The organism is Flavisolibacter ginsenosidimutans (assembly GCF_007970805.1).
Taxonomy (GTDB): Bacteria; Bacteroidota; Bacteroidia; order Chitinophagales; family Chitinophagaceae; genus Flavisolibacter; species Flavisolibacter ginsenosidimutans.
Genome location: NZ_CP042433.1, coordinates 4,321,743 through 4,338,862 on the forward strand (window position 1 = coordinate 4,321,743; position 17,120 = coordinate 4,338,862).

Annotated in this window: 15 protein-coding genes; 8 read left to right on the forward strand and 7 right to left on the reverse strand. The window is 47.4% G+C overall.

Features of this window, described 5'->3' with window-relative positions; translation table 11 throughout:
- Positions 1-74: 74 nt before the first annotated feature.
- Positions 75-716, reverse strand: coding sequence for a DUF47 domain-containing protein (locus tag FSB75_RS18445; protein ID WP_146790495.1), 642 nt, complete (start codon positions 714-716; stop codon positions 75-77).
- Positions 717-841: 125 nt separating this feature from the next.
- Here FSB75_RS18445 and FSB75_RS18450 point away from each other — a divergent pair, with 125 nt between their 5' ends.
- Complete coding sequence (locus FSB75_RS18450) at positions 842-2,152, forward strand: porin (RefSeq protein ID WP_146790497.1); 1,311 nt, start codon at positions 842-844, stop codon at positions 2,150-2,152.
- Positions 2,153-2,340: 188 nt separating this feature from the next.
- On the opposite strand, the gene FSB75_RS18455 is transcribed toward FSB75_RS18450, so the two are convergent.
- Both FSB75_RS18455 and FSB75_RS18460 read right to left on the reverse strand, forming a co-directional pair.
- Entirely contained in the window at positions 2,341-3,171 is an 831-nt protein-coding gene (locus FSB75_RS18455; protein WP_227990643.1) for a glycerophosphodiester phosphodiesterase family protein, read from the reverse strand.
- Between the two features lie 145 nt (positions 3,172-3,316).
- Positions 3,317-3,502 (reverse strand): hypothetical protein, encoded by a 186-nt coding sequence (locus FSB75_RS18460; protein WP_146790500.1) that lies wholly within the window; start codon positions 3,500-3,502, stop codon positions 3,317-3,319.
- 19 nt (positions 3,503-3,521) lie between these two features.
- Between FSB75_RS18460 and FSB75_RS18465 the strand changes: the two genes are divergently transcribed.
- From FSB75_RS18465 to FSB75_RS18480, 4 genes are all read left to right on the forward strand, one after another.
- Positions 3,522-3,770, forward strand: coding sequence for a hypothetical protein (locus tag FSB75_RS18465; RefSeq protein ID WP_146790502.1), 249 nt, complete (start codon positions 3,522-3,524; stop codon positions 3,768-3,770).
- Positions 3,771-4,063: 293 nt separating this feature from the next.
- Positions 4,064-5,188: an alkaline phosphatase family protein gene (locus FSB75_RS18470; RefSeq protein ID WP_172623215.1), complete on the forward strand. Its 1,125-nt coding sequence runs from the start codon at positions 4,064-4,066 to the stop codon at positions 5,186-5,188.
- Positions 5,189-5,564: 376 nt separating this feature from the next.
- Positions 5,565-6,650, forward strand: a complete 1,086-nt coding sequence (locus FSB75_RS18475; RefSeq protein WP_146790506.1) for a glycosyltransferase family protein — start codon at positions 5,565-5,567, stop codon at positions 6,648-6,650.
- A 1-nt stretch (position 6,651) separates the two neighbouring features.
- Positions 6,652-8,013 (forward strand): GH1 family beta-glucosidase, encoded by a 1,362-nt coding sequence (locus FSB75_RS18480; protein ID WP_146790508.1) that lies wholly within the window; start codon positions 6,652-6,654, stop codon positions 8,011-8,013.
- 16 nt (positions 8,014-8,029) lie between these two features.
- Here the strand turns inward: FSB75_RS18480 and FSB75_RS18485 are convergent, their stop codons facing one another.
- Positions 8,030-8,344, reverse strand: a complete 315-nt coding sequence (locus tag FSB75_RS18485) for a hypothetical protein (RefSeq protein ID WP_146790510.1) — start codon at positions 8,342-8,344, stop codon at positions 8,030-8,032.
- A 164-nt stretch (positions 8,345-8,508) separates the two neighbouring features.
- On the opposite strand from FSB75_RS18485, the gene FSB75_RS18490 reads away from it, so the two are divergent.
- Together FSB75_RS18490 and FSB75_RS21880 are read left to right on the forward strand one after the other, a co-directional pair.
- Positions 8,509-11,808, forward strand: a complete 3,300-nt coding sequence (locus FSB75_RS18490) for a TonB-dependent receptor (RefSeq protein WP_146790512.1) — start codon at positions 8,509-8,511, stop codon at positions 11,806-11,808.
- Between the two features lie 111 nt (positions 11,809-11,919).
- On the forward strand, positions 11,920-12,093 hold the full coding sequence (locus FSB75_RS21880) for a hypothetical protein (protein WP_172623216.1): 174 nt from the start codon (positions 11,920-11,922) through the stop codon (positions 12,091-12,093).
- Between the two features lie 48 nt (positions 12,094-12,141).
- On the opposite strand, the gene FSB75_RS18495 is transcribed toward FSB75_RS21880, so the two are convergent.
- The 3 genes from FSB75_RS18495 to FSB75_RS18505 form a co-directional block, all read right to left on the reverse strand.
- Positions 12,142-12,669: a VOC family protein gene (locus FSB75_RS18495; RefSeq protein WP_227990645.1), complete on the reverse strand. Its 528-nt coding sequence runs from the start codon at positions 12,667-12,669 to the stop codon at positions 12,142-12,144.
- A gap of 89 nt (positions 12,670-12,758) precedes the next feature.
- Complete coding sequence (locus tag FSB75_RS18500) at positions 12,759-13,808, reverse strand: sensor histidine kinase (protein WP_146790514.1); 1,050 nt, start codon at positions 13,806-13,808, stop codon at positions 12,759-12,761.
- Between the two features lie 47 nt (positions 13,809-13,855).
- Positions 13,856-14,533 (reverse strand): response regulator transcription factor, encoded by a 678-nt coding sequence (locus FSB75_RS18505; RefSeq protein WP_146790516.1) that lies wholly within the window; start codon positions 14,531-14,533, stop codon positions 13,856-13,858.
- A gap of 279 nt (positions 14,534-14,812) precedes the next feature.
- On the opposite strand from FSB75_RS18505, the gene FSB75_RS18510 reads away from it, so the two are divergent.
- Entirely contained in the window at positions 14,813-17,014 is a 2,202-nt protein-coding gene (locus FSB75_RS18510; RefSeq protein WP_146790518.1) for a hypothetical protein, read from the forward strand.
- The last annotated feature ends 106 nt before the right edge of the window (positions 17,015-17,120 follow it).

Sequence of the window (17,120 nt, forward strand, 5' to 3'; positions counted from 1 at the left end):
ATGAGGCGTGATAACGATGAAGTCTTAATTATCACCATTACCGAATTAGCACATTATCCATTATCAAATTTGCTTTACGCGTACTTCACAATAATGGATTCAATCACGTTTGCGGCGTCTTCGCACTTGTCGGTGGCGCTTTCCAGCACTTGGTAGATCTCTCTTTTTTTAATCACTTCTTTGGCATCGGGCTCGGTATCAAAAAGGCGTTCGATACTCATGTCAAATATATCATCGGCCTCGTTTTCCAGGCTGTTGATTTTTACCAGCGAATCGGTAATCACCCGCATGTTTTTCATGTTGCGCAGTTCGCCCACGGCCTTGCGCACTTCGCCGGTGCTTTGCACCACAATCTCGGCCAGTTTGTGCAGGCCGATGTCGTTGGGATTTACGCGGTAGAAATTGATTTTTTTGGCCGAGGCAAAAACGAAATCGGCCACATCATCAAGAGCCGATGCGAGATAGTGAATGTCTTCGCGGTCGAAAGGCGTGATGAAGTTGCGGCCCAATTCGGTAAAAAGGTTGTGCGTAAGCTCGTCGTTGGCGTGCTCTACGTCTTCCATTTTTGAAATGAGGCTTTGCCGCTTGTCAAAATCGGGTTCCTGCACCACCTGAAAAAGCAAAGCGCCCATCTGCTTTACATTGTCGGCGCTTTTCTCAAACAATTCGTAAAAAACCTTGTTCTTCGGGGCCAGAAACTTTGCGAAGATGTTCATATCAATGTGTTGAATGTGCGGCGAAATTAGCCTCTATTGCGCAAGGCGCGGGACTTAACCAAAAATTAATGATAAAATAATACAGCAGCTTTTTCTTTGTTTTGCATCATGAAAGTTTATCACAAATGATGCCGGTAAAATTGCTGCGCTTGTTCTTTCTTCTGTTGTGTTTTTGCGGCGCTTCGCAAGCGCTGAAAGCACAACGTTTTTTGGCCGACTTCGATTCTACGCTCTTCATAAAAGATACGGTGCGGCCCTTGGTCAAACGCTTCCAAAATCTTTCCATCACCGGCTACATGCAGCCGCAGTTCCAGGTGGCGCAAAAGCAGGGGATTGCTTCCTTTGAAGGCGGCAATTTTTCGCCCTATTCAAAAAACCGCTTTATGCTTCGCCGTGCAAGGATAAAAGTTGATTACCTGCTGCCGGTTGCCAACGGCACGGCGCCGCAGGCATTGTTCACCTTTCAAATTGATGCCACCGAACGCGGCGTGATTGTGCGGGACATGTTTCTGCGCATGTACGAACCCAGGCGACAAAATTTTTCGGCAACGATGGGGTTGTTTGGCCGGCCTTTTGGCTACGAAGTAAACCTCTCATCGGGTTACCGCGAAACACCCGAACGCGGCCGCATGTCGCAAACGCTAATGCCCGGCGAACGCGACATGGGCGCCATGTTTAGCTACGACGAGCGAAGCCGCACACAGGAAAAACCTTCGTTCAAATTTGACATCGGTGCTTTTAACGGTACAGGGCCAACCGGCATCACGGACTTTGACAGTTATAAAGACCTGATCTCACGACTAACGCTCAAAGAATGGAAGGTAACAAAGACGCTTACGCTGAGTGGCGGTCTTTCTTTTTTGTACGGCGGCTGGCGGCAGGATTCGAAATACAAATACGAGATGACGAACAACGGTACAAAAACATTTGGTGTTGATTCAAGCCTTTCTAACACCGGCGCAAAAGCCTTGCGGCAATACAACGGCGCCGACCTGCAGGCAGCGCTGAAACACGCCTGGGGCAAAACCGAAGTGCGTGCCGAGTACTGGCGCGGCACACAACCCGGAACGGCAACAACGACGGTAAGCCCGGCGTCGCAGCCCGCAGGACCAACGTATTTGCGCAAATTCGACGGCGCCTTTTTTTATTTCCTGCAAAACATTGTCAATCCGAATTGGGAATTAATGGTGAAATACGATTGGTACGATCCGAACACGAAAGTTTCGGGCAATGAGATTGGTAAAGCTGGAACAAATCTTACCGTTGCCGACGTGAAATATTCAACGCTTGGCCTTGGCCTTACCCGTTATTTCGATGGCGGCTTAAAAATGCTGGCCTATTATGATTTTGTACGCAACGAAAAAACATTGTTGCCCGATTATGCCGTTGATCTTCCGGACAATGTGTTTACGCTGCGAATGCAATTGCGGTTTTGAAAACATTTTGGTAACGATTTCTTTACGCAAAAAATGCGGCGTGGCCGAAAAGCCTGATTATTTTTAATTCGTTTAGCAGTTTTCTAAATTTTTTAAGACAAAGCCGGCCTTCTATTCATAGAAGGCTTTTTGTTGCGCAATGACGAAGCCTTTGGTATGTCAAAACTTTGCCTGAATCGTTTTGATTTTTAAAGCGCAAGTTGGGAAAATAGATTCGGATAATCAGTGATGATGCCGTCAACGTTCAGCGCAATAAGCTTCTGCATTTCGTCTGTCTCGTTCACCGTCCACGGAATAACCTGCATTTTTTTTTGATGACAAGCTTCAACCAGTTCTTTGGCGACGAGCGATTGAGCGGGGCTGAAAATGGTGGGTGTAAAACCGAGTGCCGCCAGTAATTCGTCCAGCGTTCGTTTGTCGTAATCTTCCACCAGCATGGCCGTTCGCATGTGCGGATAATGTTGATGCAAGTATTGCAGCGTTCGAAAATCAAAGGATTGAATGATGACGTTTTTTTCAATGCCTTTTTCTTTTATCACCTTCATCAGCATTTCGACAAACGCTGCCGGTGCGGGATGATAAAGATTATCGGTTTGCGGTTGCGTTTTGGTTTCAATATTCCATTGCGGAAAGGGCCGGTTTTTCTCCTTGCAATAAAGCCTGATGCTATCAATCAAGTCGCGTAGCAAAGGCTTGACGGCGGCCGTTTTTTCTTGCTGCGGAAAACGCGGATGCGGCTTCAGCCCAACATCGTAACGTTTTACTTCGTCATACGTCATGCGGTAAATGTTCAGGCTTTTTTCTTCTTCCTCTTTTACAAAACTTCCGTCGGGCTTTGTTGTAATCTCGTGATTGAAAAAAGGCTCGTGCGACAAAATCACTTCTCCGTCTTTTGTCATCACGGCATCCATTTCCAGCGTTGTCACGTTCAGGTCAACGGCCTTCTTCATCGCGGCGATGGTGTTCTCCGGCATAAGCCCGCGGCAGCCGCGGTGGCCTTCCCTGTCGAATGTTTGCATGGTTTGTTTTTGAATTGGTTTACCGGTTTGGCAATGGGTAAAAATCAAAAAAGAAAAAAGGACGGCGCTACCTTTCATGAATGCGTTTTCAATGCCCAAACCTAAAACGATTTTCGTTGCTCTGCGCAAGTTGCGTCGCTTCACGTTAAGTTAACGCTGCGGTAAGATTGTCTTTACGTTCAGGGGTTTGTTTTGCTGCATGTTCAATCATCCTTTTCAGCGCCTGCTTACTTTTCTTTTTTGGACCTTCATCTCTTTTGTTCTTGCCTTTACGTTTTATACCGTGTTTACGCTTGTGCAATTCATGTATCACCAATCCAGCTTGTAACATGTACAGCTTTCACCAATTTATGTTCTTGCCCCTCAGCGTTCAACTCGACCAGTTAAACAGTCAGGGCATACCTCTTGATTTAGCCTGGATGCAGCGGGCAACCGAGGCCGTGTTGTTTGCCTACGGCGATTTTTACGTGGAACTCGTGGTGGAAAAATTTACCGACGAGATCGTCTCCGTCAAATGCTTTAAAAACACCAAACGCCTTGAACCTTACCTGCGGCAGATTAGCCTTGCCGAAATTCTTCCACTGCTTTCCAACAGTTAACAAAGAGCGTCTCACCCGGCCCGAAGCCAAGCCTTGTTTAGTTGAGCTTCCCCTGTGTTCACAGGGGAATTTTCACTGCCGGAAATAATAGAGGAAAAGGCAGAACCTTAAGAAGCGAAGAGCATTTTTCATACAGCAATATTTCCGGAAAGGTTCTGCGTTTCTTTAAACAAAGCGTTAGCGTAAAATGATTTTAGTGTCAACAGTTCTGTTGCCCTTGTTGATAACACAAACGTAAAACTGGCATTACAATGCGTACACGTAGCGGGGGTTGCTTTGCAAAACCATTTGCAATGAAAACACGTTTCTGTGTTGGGCTTTTGCTGTTTGCCCTTGTTTCAAAAGCGCAGGAAAAGGCGCAAAACCTTTTCATCATTACCACAGATGGCGTTCGCTGGCAGGAAATATTCAACGGCGCCGACTCTCTTCTGCTCAGCAATCCACATTTTGTAAACGACACGGCCCTTGCCAAACGTCTTTACTGGGATGATTCGCAAAATGAACGGCGAAAAAAACTCCTCCCGTTTTTCTGGAACGTACTGGCCAAAGAAGGACAGCTTTACGGCAACCGCCAGAAAGAAAGCCGGGTAAACGTGAAAAACATTTACAAGATTTCTTACCCGGGCTACAACGAATTGCTCAGCGGTTATCCCGATCCTTTGCCCATTCTAAACGCACCGCAGCAGAACCGCAACAAAACGGTGCTTGAATTTTTAGCCGAAAATCCTGCGTTCAACGACAGCGTGGCGTCTTTTACATCGTGGAATGTATTCCCGTTTATCCTCAACAAAACAAAAAGCTGCGTCAAGCAAAATTGCGGCTATGAAAATGTTGACGACACAACCGAGAGCGTTGATGTTTTAAACCGTGTGCAGAACGGTGTGCCGCAAAAAAACAAAACACGCTATGACCTGTTGACGTTTTTCGCCGCAAAGCAATACATCAGGCAGCACCACCCGCGGGTGGTTTTTTTAAGCCTTGGCGAGACCGATGAATTTGCGCACCAGGGCCGGTATGATTTGTATTTGCAGCAACTTTCAGCCGTTGATAAAATGATAGCCGAGTTGTGGTACGCTGCGCAAACCGATCCCGTTTACAAAGACAAAACAACCTTCCTCCTTTCTACAGATCACGGCCGCGGACGGTCGGAGCGATGGACAACTCACCATGCTTTCATTCGTGGCTCGGGCGAAATTTGGTTGGGCCTTTTGGGAGGGAATATCGCTCCGGCCGGTGAAATGCAGGGAGTAAATACAATCTTTCAAAATCAGGTGGCGGCCACCGCCGCCTTTTTGCTTGGCGAAGAATTTAGAAGCAACCGAAACACCGGCAAGCCCATAAACCTGCCTTCGCAAATTGAAGTTGCTGCGGGAACTAAATTGTCCGGCGCAAATGCCACGGTATCGGTAAACAAATAAAGGTTCTGTAGTGGTTGTACCCGATCAGTTTTGCCGCTTTGCTGCAACGGCCCTGCTTCGGCAATCCGGCGAAGGAAACAAGAGGGTGTTGCCCTTTTTACTGCGCTGGTTCAAAGCAACGGTGTAAACAAAAAGCCCGCCGTTGAAACGGCGGGCGGCACATGAGAAAATTTCGTCTTTGTGGTAACAAAGCATACTTCTGACTGCGTTGCAAGATGAAAGTTTACTGTAGCCTTTTTGTTAGGGTTTTCTTATCGTTTTGTAAACAAAGAGTCGTAACAAATTGGTAATGTCTTTTTAACCTTCGCTTCATCTTCGGGTTGTTTTTTTACGATGTGACTTTCTTTTTCTTTCCTCAGCAAACCGCCGGCACGCTGTGAAAATTCTTTACGCCATACAAGGCACCGGCAACGGGCACATTACTGTAGCGCTGGAAGTGCTTCCTTACTTAATGCAACGCGGGCAGGTTGACATTTTGATCAGCGGCACGGAGGTGGACGTAACACTGCCCTACGAAATCAAGTACCGCTTTCACGGCCTTTGTTTTGTGTTCGGCAAAAAAGGCGGCATTGATTATTTAGAAACGTACAAGAAAGCAAGGCTCAAAAAATTTTTCAGGGAAATTCAAAGTCTGCCCGTCGAAGAATACGACTTGGTGTTTTCCGATTTCGAGCCGGTAAGCGCCTGGGCCTGCTATTTAAAAAACAAAGCCTGCATCGGTTTCAGTCACCAGGCGGCGGTTGCTAACAAGGCCAGTCCAAAACCAAAAGAAGCCGACCTGATTGGCCAGGCCGTGTTGCGTTATTATGCACCGGCATCGGCGAAATACGGGTTTCATTTTGTGCCGTACAGCAAAAACATTTTCACGCCCATCATTCGCAGGCAAATCCGCGAAGCAAGCGTGACGCAAGGCAAGCACTACACGGTCTATCTTCCTTCGTACAGCGAAAAGCGCATCATTAAATTGCTCTCGTATTTTCCAGACCAACAGTGGCACGTGTTCTCCAAGCGTCGCACAGAGCTGTTTGTGCACGAGAACATTTCGTTTTATCCCGTCACAAACGAAGCCTTTGTGCAGAGCATGGTTTCTTCGCAGGGCGTGTTTTGCGGGGCCGGTTTTCAAACACCTTCCGAAGCTTTGTTTTTAAAAAAGAAATTGCTGGTGATTCCAATGAAAGGACAGTACGAGCAACAATGCAACGCTGCGGCGCTGAAGCTGCTGGGCATTCCGGTGCTCAAAAACATCAAGCCCAAGCAATACAAAAAACTAAAGGCGTGGACGGAAAGTGAAGCCAAAATCCTGCTGGACTTTCCGGATGAAACGGAATGGGTGCTGCAACAAATTATGGATGCCGAATGCGGCCGCAGGTCCGAAACAAAGCTTCCCTCCCGCGATGTTTCTTCGCCGTCGAAATTCAGAAACCTGGTACTGAAAAAAATCTTTTACCAACTCGGTTCATAGCATGCCCATACACAGCAGCGATTTTGGTAAGGAGTTTACATGGGGCGTGGCTTCGTCGGCTTACCAAACTGAAGGCGCTTATTTAGAGGACGGCAAAGGCCTTTCCGTTTGGGATGTGTTCACGCGGCAGGCCGGAAAAATAAAAGGCGGCGATAACGGTAACCAAGGCGTTCATTTTTATCACCGCTACATTCAGGACATCATCCTGATGCAATTCCTCAACGTTAAAAATTTTCGCTTCTCGCTTTCGTGGCCTCGATTGCTTCCCGAAGGCATTGGCAAGCCGAATGAAAAAGGCATTGACTTCTACAATGCCGTTATTGATTTTTGTTTGGAATGCGGCATCGAACCCTGGGTGACACTTTATCATTGGGATTTGCCACAGGCACTGGAAGAAAAAGGGGGCTGGACAAACAGGGACGTCGTGCATTGGTTTGAAGATTATGTTGCTTTTTGCATTCAGCAGTTTGGTGACAGAGTAAGGCACTGGATGGTGCTGAATGAACCCATGGCTTTTACCGGCGCCGGTTATTTTTTGGGTTTGCACGCACCCGGTAAAAAAGGGCTGGGTAATTTTCTGCCAGCAGTTCATCATGCTTCGTTAAGTCTTGCTGCGGGTGCAAGAACAATCAAAACCCTCAATCATAATTTAATAGTCGGTTCTACTTTCTCCTGTTCGCCGGTTGATCCGGTGGATAGGGCGGTGCTTTCGCAGGAAGCTGCGCAGCGTGTGGATGTGCTAAGCAATCGTTTGTTCATCGAACCCTTGCTCGGCCTTGGTTATCCCTGGCAGGATGTAAAAGTTCTGCAAGGCCTCGAACGTTATATGAAAGCCGGTGATGAAAATCTACTAAAAGCAAATCTCGACTTCATTGGCTTGCAGAATTATACAAGAGAAGTTGTGCGCCACAGTACAATCATGCCTTACATCAATGCGCGACTGGTAAAGGCAGGCAAACGGAACGTGCCGAAGACAGAGATGGATTGGGAGATCTATCCGCAGGGCATTTACCGGGTTTTAAAGCGCTTTGCTTCGTATAAAGGCGTTGATAAAATCATCATCACCGAAAACGGTGCGGCTTTTAACGACGTTCCTGTTAACGGCAGTGTGGATGACCCCCAGCGCATTCGTTTTTATGAAGAATATCTGGCGCAGGTACTCAAAGCAAAGAGAGAAGGAGTAAACGTGCAAGGTTATTTTGCCTGGAGCTTTACCGACAACTTTGAATGGGCTGAAGGCTACAGCAAACGCTTCGGACTGGTTTACGTTGACTATCCCACGCAGCGAAGAATCATTAAAGCTTCGGGCTTTTGGTTCCAGCAATTTTTGCAAAGCCGTGCGCAATACTTAAGAGCCGGGTAATCCGGCCCGGCAGGACTTACGGAGAAGCGCTGAAGGTATCGGGAAGGCTTATGAGCGACTGCAACCCGATTAATTTTAGTACCTGTTCTTTCACATCGTCATTCTGTGCGCCGTCCACCGTCCAGCCACCGGCTTGCGGCCTGACGCGAATGAGCGGCGCAATATCCTCCCCATCTTCGGGTGGCTTAAGCAAAAAAACCTCGCCTTCCTTTAGTAGATCATAGCCTTTGGGCGTTTCGTCAAAATAGATGATTGCGGAACAAATAAACATGTTGCTCTCCCGTTCAATACCGTGCCGCAATTGAAACGCAACCCCCGGCTTATGCTTCATAATAATTTCATAACCGCTTATTCACAAATAAACGGAGCAGCCGGCTTATTCATTGGAAACCCTGTGCGGCTTAACCTTGCGGTAACATTGGGTTTACTTTAGGTTAATATGCGGGTAACAATGAAGTAACGTGGCTGAACGTGCTTTGCGACAAAATAGAACGCATGTCATCCTCGTTACGAAAACTGTTATCCTTTCTTCTTTTTCTGTTTCCTCTTTTTTCTTTTGCGCAGGAAACCACGGCCACGTTAAGCGGTCGCATTACCGACGGCAAAGGCACGCCGGTAGAAGGCGCAACTGTGGCTACGGTTTACGAACCCACAGGCACAAAAGCCTCGACGCAAACAAACAACAAAGGCCTGTTTGTATTGCCCAACTTAAAACCCGGCGGACCTTATACTGTTGCGGTTTCGTACGTGGGTTTTGAAGAACAGAAATTTGAAAACATCAACCTCACACTCGGCAACAATCCCGACTTGGTGGTTGGCTTGAAGAACAACGACAAGGCTTTGCAGGAAGTCGTGATTCAATCGGCACGGCGCCCGGCACTGAACGGCGTTACGATAGGCCGCCAGCAATTGAGTACGCTGCCAACATTGGGCAGAAGCTTATCCGACTTTACACGCCTCACGCCGCAATCAAACAACAACTCATTTGCCGGTACCAACTTTCGCTACAACAACGTAACGCTTGACGGCGCCATCAACAACGACGCCATTGGCTTTTCCAATTCCTTTGGTGGCATGAGCGGCGGCGGACAATCAGGAACGGCCGGTGCGGGAACAAGAACCAATCCTTACAGCCTTGACGTAATTCAGGAAGTGCAAGTGCAATTGGCGCCGTATGATGTAAAGCTTGGCAACTTTACCGGCGGCAGCGTGAACGCCGTAACAAAAAGCGGAACAAACGCCATCCACGGTTCGGTTTATGGATATGGAAGAACGCAGGCTCTCGTTGGTAAAAGTGTGGACGGAACGAACTCTAAAATTGGTTCCGATTTTCACGACTACCAATGGGGTGCAACCGTTGGCGGACCGATCGTAAAGAACAAAGCATTTTACATTTTCAACTTTGAACAAACACGCAGGCAAGAACCAACTTTTTACAACGCCGGCGACCCGGGTGCTGCAATTTCTGTTGCTGATGCGCAAGCCATCAAGAACACGTTGATGAGCAAATACGGTTATGATGTGGGCAGCTACGACAAGTATAAAATCTTCACCAACAGCGATAAGTTCTTCGGCCGTTTAGATTTTAATATCTCGCCAAAAAGCACGTTGACGCTGCGCGGCATTTATACCAACGGCTGGGGCAATAACTTAGAAAGAACAACCACCAACTTTCAATTTTCTTCTACTGATTTTACGCAGCACACAAAGAACTACAACCTTGTTGCCGAATTGAAAACCCGCATCAGCAACAATTTGAACAACCAGTTAAACGTCAGCTATATCAACGTGCACGAATACAGGGATTTCCCCGGCACGTTGTCTCCTTTTATGGACATTGGCAGCGGCGCTATCTGGGCCGGCACGTGGAGAGAAGCTTCCATCTACAACATGAAGCAGCGCACCGTTGAACTGACCGATAACCTGACGTTTACAAAGGGCATCAACAAATTCACGTTTGGTACGCACAACGAGTTTTACAACCTGACGTACGGCTTTATCAATTCTTGGAACGGCCGCTGGGAGTATTCAAGCGTACCCAACTTTTTGGCTGACAAGCCAAGCCGGATTCGCGGCGCCTTCACCACCGACGGAAAACTGGCAAACAACCGCGAAACCATCTTCAACAACCCGCCAAATCCGTACAAGGTTAGTTTGCTGAGTGCTTACGCACAGGACGAAATTTCCGTCGCAAAAAACTTCAAACTGACGCCGGGACTGCGTCTTGATTATTCTGGTTTGGCCGACCAACCGGTGACCGATCCCGCGTTGAACTCGGTTGCTGATTACAATTCGCCCAACCCAACCTACACGCATACACCTTTCAACCAGCTGACGAACAAGTGGCTGGGCAAGGCTACCCTTTCTCCGCGCCTTGGTTTCAATTGGGATGTAAACAATAACCAATCGGTTGTAGTGCGCGGCGGTACAGGCATCTTTACGGGCAGAATTCCCTTTGCGTGGCTGGGCTATGCTTACACGCTTAACGGCACAACCTACGGAAACATCGATTACAGGCCATCGAGCGGGCAGGTTGTACCGCTTGCCGTCAATCCACTTTACCTGAAGGACACCGTAACAAAGTACGGCGGCGCCAGCGCCAGCAATACGAGAGAAGTGGACGTGATCGACAACAATTTCAAGATGCCTACAATCTGGCGTTCGAACGTAGCCGTTGATTTTAAATTCGGCAAAGGTTATAAGCTAACCCTTGATGCCTTGTACACCAAAACATTGTACGATGTGAAGTTCCAGCAGATCAACATTAAGGACAGTGTGCAGTACTATTCTAACGGCCCCACACAGTCACCGGTTTACGTAGGCGGTAAATTATACAATCCGTATTCAAACGTTTACCTGCTGACGAATACTACGCAAGGCTACCGTTATAACCTGACCGCACAAATTTCAAATACCACGAACAATATTGGAATGAGCACGCACCGTTTGAACACAAACTGGAGCGTGGCTTATACCTACGGCATGAGTAAGGACGTTGCCAACGGCATTCGCAATTCCTTCCAGTCAAATTACGAGGTAAACCCCGCGATCATACCAAGCAGTCCTGTTTTGTCTTATTCCAACTTCGATTTACGTCACCGCATCGTGGCCACACTGGGCGGAACGATGGCTTGGAACGGAACGAACAGCACATCGCTGGCTTTCTTTTACTCCGGCCAGTCCGGCAGCCCGTATTCAGTTGTTTATGCTTCAGGTGGTGCACCATTCGGCAATGCGGCCAACGCCAACCTGCCTTATATTCCAAAAAGCCAAAGCGACATTCGTTTGGTTGACAAAGGTTCGTACACTGCCGCGCAACAATGGGCTGATCTGAATACATTTATTGAGAGCGATTCTTACTTACGAATGCATCGTGGGCAGTACGCAGAAAGAAACGCATTGCGTACACCCTGGAACCACGAACTTGATGTGAAGTTGATGCACGAGTTCAAGTTGAGCAGGAAAGACAAGAGCAAAACGTTGCAGTTGAGTCTCGACATTTTCAACGTACTGAACCTGTTGAACAACGACTGGGGCCACATTGCCTTTGTAACAAACGTGAATAACTATACGGTAAACCTGCTCACGTTTGCTGCTGATCCGTCGGTTACAAACCCGGCCTTGATTGATCCGGTAAAGAATCCAACAGGCATTATTCCCATTGGTAAGCCTTCTTCAGGATATTTGCCCGCGTTTACGTTTAACAAGCCCACGGGTGTAAACGGACAGTACTACACGGTTGACCCGCTCAACTCCCGCTGGCAAGGCCAACTGGGTGTGAAGTTCAACTTCTAATCAGCTTTTATCTTCTTTCAAAAGCCGCTAAATTTTTAGCGGCTTTTTCTTTCACGGCTGTTTTTTTGGCATTGTTTTTTAAAGAAGATGGGTAGTTGAAAAATGTGTGTTATGAAACGGAGAATGGAAAACACCCGAAGACGAATTAAAATAAAAGAAGTGAACAGCATTTTGGCTCACGCAGCGGCGTTGATGTTAACGGGCGTTCCACCGGTTGTGTGCGAAACCGTGCTCGATGAATTTTACAGCTCGGTGAGGAAGTCGTTTGAAAGGATGAAGGTCTAGGCGTTGAGGCGACCAATGTTTTACAGCGCAGGCTCTATTGCTTGATTGTTATTTTGTTGTTTCGCTTCCCATTTGTTTGCCTAATTTTTCGTATTCGACATCGTTGGGTTCCCAGAGTTCCACTTTGTTTCCTTCAACGTCAAGAATGTGAACAAACTTGCCGTAGTCGTACGTTTCGATGGCATCCAAAACTGTTACGCCGTTTTTCTTTAATTCTTCAACAAGGGCTTTAAGATTTTCAACCCTGTAATTAATCATGAACTCTTTCGTAGAAGGCTCAAAGTATTTCGTTGTTTCTTTAAACGGGCTCCATTGCGTAAATCCTTTCTTTGTGCTATCCGCACCTTGGTGCCATTCAAAAACGGCCCCGTATTGATTTGTGTTTAACCCAAGATTTGTCTTGTACCACTCCCGCATTTTGCTGGCGTCTTTGCATTTGAAAAAAATGCCGCCAATGCCCGTTACCTTTTTCAGTGTTGCTTTCTTCTCGGATTGGTTTGAGGTGATTGTCTGAACTGCAAAACCGAAACAGAAAGAGATTGCGATAATTAGAATGAGTAAAGCCGTCTTTTTCATTTTTGAAAATGGTTTTGGCATTTGTGGTTTTGTGCAGTAGCCATAAATATATTCTGATTTCAAAAGAAGTCTACTGGCAACTTTTTGCCTCATTCCTTCTTCCTATCCAGCGTAAACCCAATCGTCGTGCCCACATCTTCCTTGCTGCGCACATGAATGGTGTGGCCGTGCGCCTCGATGATGTGCTTGCAAATGGACAGGCCAAGGCCGCTGCCCTTCACGTCTTTGTTGCGGCCGCCGGCGGTGCGGTAAAAGCGTTCAAAAATGCGGTTCAAATATTTTTCGGGAATGCCGATGCCGTTGTCGCTGATCTCTACCAAAATATTTTTTTCATCCGTGTTGTAAACACTGGCCACAATGTGCCCGCCGCTTTTGCCGTACTTGATGGCGTTGTCAATTAAGTTGGAAACCACCTGCTGAATTTTTTCTTTGTCGGCATATACAATCATTGGCCGTTCGCAACCTTTTTTAAAAGAAAAATCAATGTCCGCTTCTTCGGCTTTGATGGAAAGACTTTCAAAGGCTTCGCGTATCACATCCTGAATGACAAAGTTTTGCGGCGAGAGTTTTAATTCGCCTCTTTCCAGTTTTGAGATCGCATCAAGGTCTTGTATCAGGTTGGTCAAACGTTCCGCATTCTTCCCGGCTTTCTCCAAAAAACGTCTGTTCACTTCGGGGTTTTCCAGAGCCCCGTTCAGCAGCGTGTCAATGTAACCCTGAATGGCAAAGACCGGCGTTTTAAATTCGTGCGAAAGGTTCTGCAAAAACTCGCGGCGGTAGGTTTCGTTGCGTTTTAAAATGTTCACTTCGCGGCTTTGTTGCTTGGCCCATGCTTCCACGTCTTCGCGAACTTCGTCAATGCTTTTTTGCGGCAAAATGTATTTGTAGTATGTCTCCTCCCGCTTGGTGGCCTTGGTTTGATTGATGAACTTGTAAATGAGTTTTATTTTCCGGTAAATAAAATTTTGAATGATGGAAAAGATGAGAAAATAACTGCCGAGAAAAATAACGGCGAAAGCAATAACGCCAATCAACCATTGACCCTCTAAAAGATAAATGCCAAGACTGATAGGAATGGACAGAATTAAGGCCGTGAAGGCCGAGAGTTTTTTGGGAGAAAGATTTTTGACGTTGAACATAAAAGACAAAAATAACGGCCCTTCCCACCGGAAAGGTCGGGTTGGGCCTACATCTCAAACTTATAGCCCACGCCCTTCACCGTTGTAATGCAATCCACGCCCAGCTTCTGGCGTATTTTACGAATGTGCACATCAATAGTGCGGTCGCCAACAATAACGTCCGCCCCCCAAACCTGGCTCAGAATTTCGTTGCGCAAAAAAACGCGGCCGGGTTTAGAGGCCAGCAAATACAAAAGCTCAAATTCTTTTTTTGCAAGCACAATTTCTTTTCCGCCGTAAACGACCAGAAAGCGTTCCGGGTCTATCGTCAGCTCGCCGATTTGGATGTTCTTGTTTTCGACTGGCTTTACGCGGCGCAGCAGGGCATTTACTTTGCTTACGAATACCGAAGGACTTACCGGCTTGGTCACGTAATCATCGGCGCCGGTATCAAAGCCTTTGAGCTGTGTGGTCTCGTCGCTCAACGCCGTTAAAAACATAATCAGCGTGTCTTTAAAAGCCGTTTGCGTACGCAGAATTTCGCAAACTTCCATGCCGCTTTTCTTGGGCATCATCATGTCCAGCACAATTAAATCAGGTGCGGTTTGTTTGGCCTTGTGTACCGCTTCGTCGCCGTCTTTTGCCGTGATAACCGAATAGCCTTCTTTGGCCAGGTTGTAACTCAGTATCTCCAAAATATCCGGTTCGTCATCGGCGATTAAAACCTTTCGGCCTTTGGGTTCCATGCTTTGTTTACTTTGGGCAAACGTACAGGAAAAGCGAAAACAGCTTTGCGGTAATGAAGACTTAATGAAAAGATAACGGGAGAAAGGAGTTGGGAGGTAGAATGTAGGAGATGGGAGATGAGTGTGAAAAATTGTCTGCTATACTGTTTTCAACCGGGGGCTTTCATTTTTGAATATGTTGTTTGGCTTTCTGTATTCTATCTCCTACCTCCTTTCTCCTTCTCCTGAATTCTGAACTCCTTAACCACCCTTTCTCCCGCCCGGTATTAAATTTGCCACATGAGGCGAATGACTTACCCTTTCTGGCTGATCACCTTTCTTTTTTTCGGTATTTCTTCGGTTGCGGTGGCACAAAACTCCGTTGGCGCGGGCTGCAAGCCGCCCATTAGCCGGGTTCGCTGGCACGATGAAATTGACAAAGCGCAAAAGCACCTCCTCGACCAAAAGCTAAACGCCGGCGACAACGACGACCTGAATTTTTTTGTAAACGCCGCCCTCACCAAGCGGGTAGATGCCCTGCAATGCGCCATTGAAGCCGATGCTAGCATGCGGGAGCAGCAAAAAATCGCTTACCTGCGCGGCATTGAATACCTGCTTCGCAATTTTTCGAGCAGCTACCGTGCACGTCTGCTTACGGCTGCGCAATTCCCGGTAAGTCTTGATGCCTTTGAAACGGCCATGAACCTGAATAAAAAGGGCGAGTCTATTTTACCGGTCATTCAAAAATATCATTACGAAGTAGGGAAGCTGTTGGTGAACAATATTGCTTTTGACCGCAACAGCGGCCTGCACGACGCCAAGTTTCAACTGGTGCTCAAGAACATTGAGCTGCATCCCGAAAAGGCCTTCGCCATTTTAAAAGATAATTCGGACCTTCCCTTTCGCGACAGCATCATAAAAATTGCGGCTTATAAAAATCCCCGCCAGCTTTACGATTATGCCGCCGCCGACAACCGTCTTGGTTATGCCATTCGCGCCATTGACGACCCGTTTATTAAAGAGGTTTCGAAGATGGCCAAGAGCAGCAGCGGCCAGCTTTACTTTCCGTTCCTGCACAATATTTTGAAAGGCAAAATCAGCCGTGCCGACATTGACGCGGTGAAAGACAACCCTGTAAAATATTACAAGCTGCTGGTTAAAACGAAGATTGGTTACATACAGGACCAACTCAACGGCGAGAAGATCATTGAAATGGATGCATTGAGCGCCATGCTGCAAACAAAAGCACTTGAGAATTTTATCAAGCCCATTAATGATTTGCACGAAACCGAAAACCTTGCGGTGCGGTTTAAAGCACTGGAGCCGCTGAACGCGGAAGAATTGTATTACGTGGTGATAGCCGGCGAACGCGATTTGTACACGTCAAGCTACATCAAAGGCGTTTATCCCAAGATGATGCAGCGCATCGGCAACCGCGGCGACTCGCTTTTTTTGCTGGTAGGCTTCGACCATTTTAAAAAGTTCATTCGCATGGCGGCGGGCTACAACATGCTGCCCGACTTCTTGGCTTCTTTCCCCGACAAAGACGCCGCAAAAACCCTGATGACGGCCTTTGTAAACGGTTTGGATAAAACCGGCAGTTTGGAAGACGGCGTGGACGTGGCCGACAGTTACGCCAGCATTTCGGAAACGATGAAGCCCGTCGCAGCGCAAATGCTCGAAAACGTAAAACACAATTATAACGAGGCCGTGCAAGTGAACAACAAAAAAGGCATGGTGATTTACGATCTGCTCTACAAGCTGTTTGAATCGGCCACCGACAGCAGCATTAATCTTTCCAAAGAATTCAATATTCCGCCGGTGTACAGCGTGAGCTATCAATCGCTCACCAACGGCGATAGCGACGGCAGAGTCATCATGCAGGTTTTCTTTTACGGTGATAAGGACGGCCGCATGAATTACAGCAAATTTGTTCCGCAATTTCCGGCTTCGCTTTGGAAGCGTAGCGAAACCAAACAATGGGTCAGTTTCTCGTCCATCAAAGGCAAACCCGTGGTCGTGTACGCCAACAAACCGCTTGACGAAGAATCGGGTGAAGTGGACAAGGCACAGGCAGCGCTTTGCGAATACCTGAACGAAAAAGAATTGAATCCAACCATCGTGGTGCATCGCGGCCACAGTTATTATGCGCCCTACACCATCGAGCAATTAGCGCCTTCGGCCAAGATCGTTTTCATGGGTTCCTGCGGCGGTTATCATTTGATACACGACGTGCTGGAACGGGCCGAAGATGCGCACATCATTGCCTCCAAGCAAATCGGCAAGCAAATGATCAACCAGCCCCTGATTGACATGATCATGGAAAAAGTTCGCGCCGGCAGCAACATTGACTGGATCCCGTTTTGGCAGGAGTTTCAAAAGCGCTACGGGAACATTGAAGGCTTTGGCGATTACGTGCCGCCGCACAAAAACCTCGGCGCCATTTTTATAAAAGCCTATAAAAATGCAATGGGCGGCGAAGGCGAGGGCGTGGGCATCTAACCCGTAGCTTTGCAAATCCTTTGTTCACCTGTTTACTTGTTCACCTGTTCACCGGTTGGGGTGTGCAAAAAAAGAAAGCGTCGTCAACTTGTTACGACAACAAGTA

Coding starts and splice junctions, on each gene's coding strand:
- FSB75_RS18450 (WP_146790497.1), top strand. CDS start 842: ATGATGCCGGTAAAATTGCTGCGCTTGTTCTTTCTTCTGTTGTGTTTT.
- FSB75_RS18485 (WP_146790510.1), bottom strand. CDS start 8,344: ATGAAGCATAAGCCGGGGGTTGCGTTTCAATTGCGGCACGGTATTGAA.
- FSB75_RS18505 (WP_146790516.1), bottom strand. CDS start 14,533: ATGGAACCCAAAGGCCGAAAGGTTTTAATCGCCGATGACGAACCGGAT.
- FSB75_RS18455 (WP_227990643.1), bottom strand. CDS start 3,171: ATGCAAACATTCGACAGGGAAGGCCACCGCGGCTGCCGCGGGCTTATG.
- FSB75_RS18500 (WP_146790514.1), bottom strand. CDS start 13,808: ATGTTCAACGTCAAAAATCTTTCTCCCAAAAAACTCTCGGCCTTCACG.
- FSB75_RS18465 (WP_146790502.1), top strand. CDS start 3,522: ATGTTCTTGCCCCTCAGCGTTCAACTCGACCAGTTAAACAGTCAGGGC.
- FSB75_RS21880 (WP_172623216.1), top strand. CDS start 11,920: ATGAAACGGAGAATGGAAAACACCCGAAGACGAATTAAAATAAAAGAA.
- FSB75_RS18470 (WP_172623215.1), top strand. CDS start 4,064: ATGAAAACACGTTTCTGTGTTGGGCTTTTGCTGTTTGCCCTTGTTTCA.
- FSB75_RS18445 (WP_146790495.1), bottom strand. CDS start 716: ATGAACATCTTCGCAAAGTTTCTGGCCCCGAAGAACAAGGTTTTTTAC.
- FSB75_RS18480 (WP_146790508.1), top strand. CDS start 6,652: ATGCCCATACACAGCAGCGATTTTGGTAAGGAGTTTACATGGGGCGTG.
- FSB75_RS18460 (WP_146790500.1), bottom strand. CDS start 3,502: ATGTTACAAGCTGGATTGGTGATACATGAATTGCACAAGCGTAAACAC.
- FSB75_RS18510 (WP_146790518.1), top strand. CDS start 14,813: ATGAGGCGAATGACTTACCCTTTCTGGCTGATCACCTTTCTTTTTTTC.
- FSB75_RS18495 (WP_227990645.1), bottom strand. CDS start 12,669: ATGAAAAAGACGGCTTTACTCATTCTAATTATCGCAATCTCTTTCTGT.
- FSB75_RS18490 (WP_146790512.1), top strand. CDS start 8,509: ATGTCATCCTCGTTACGAAAACTGTTATCCTTTCTTCTTTTTCTGTTT.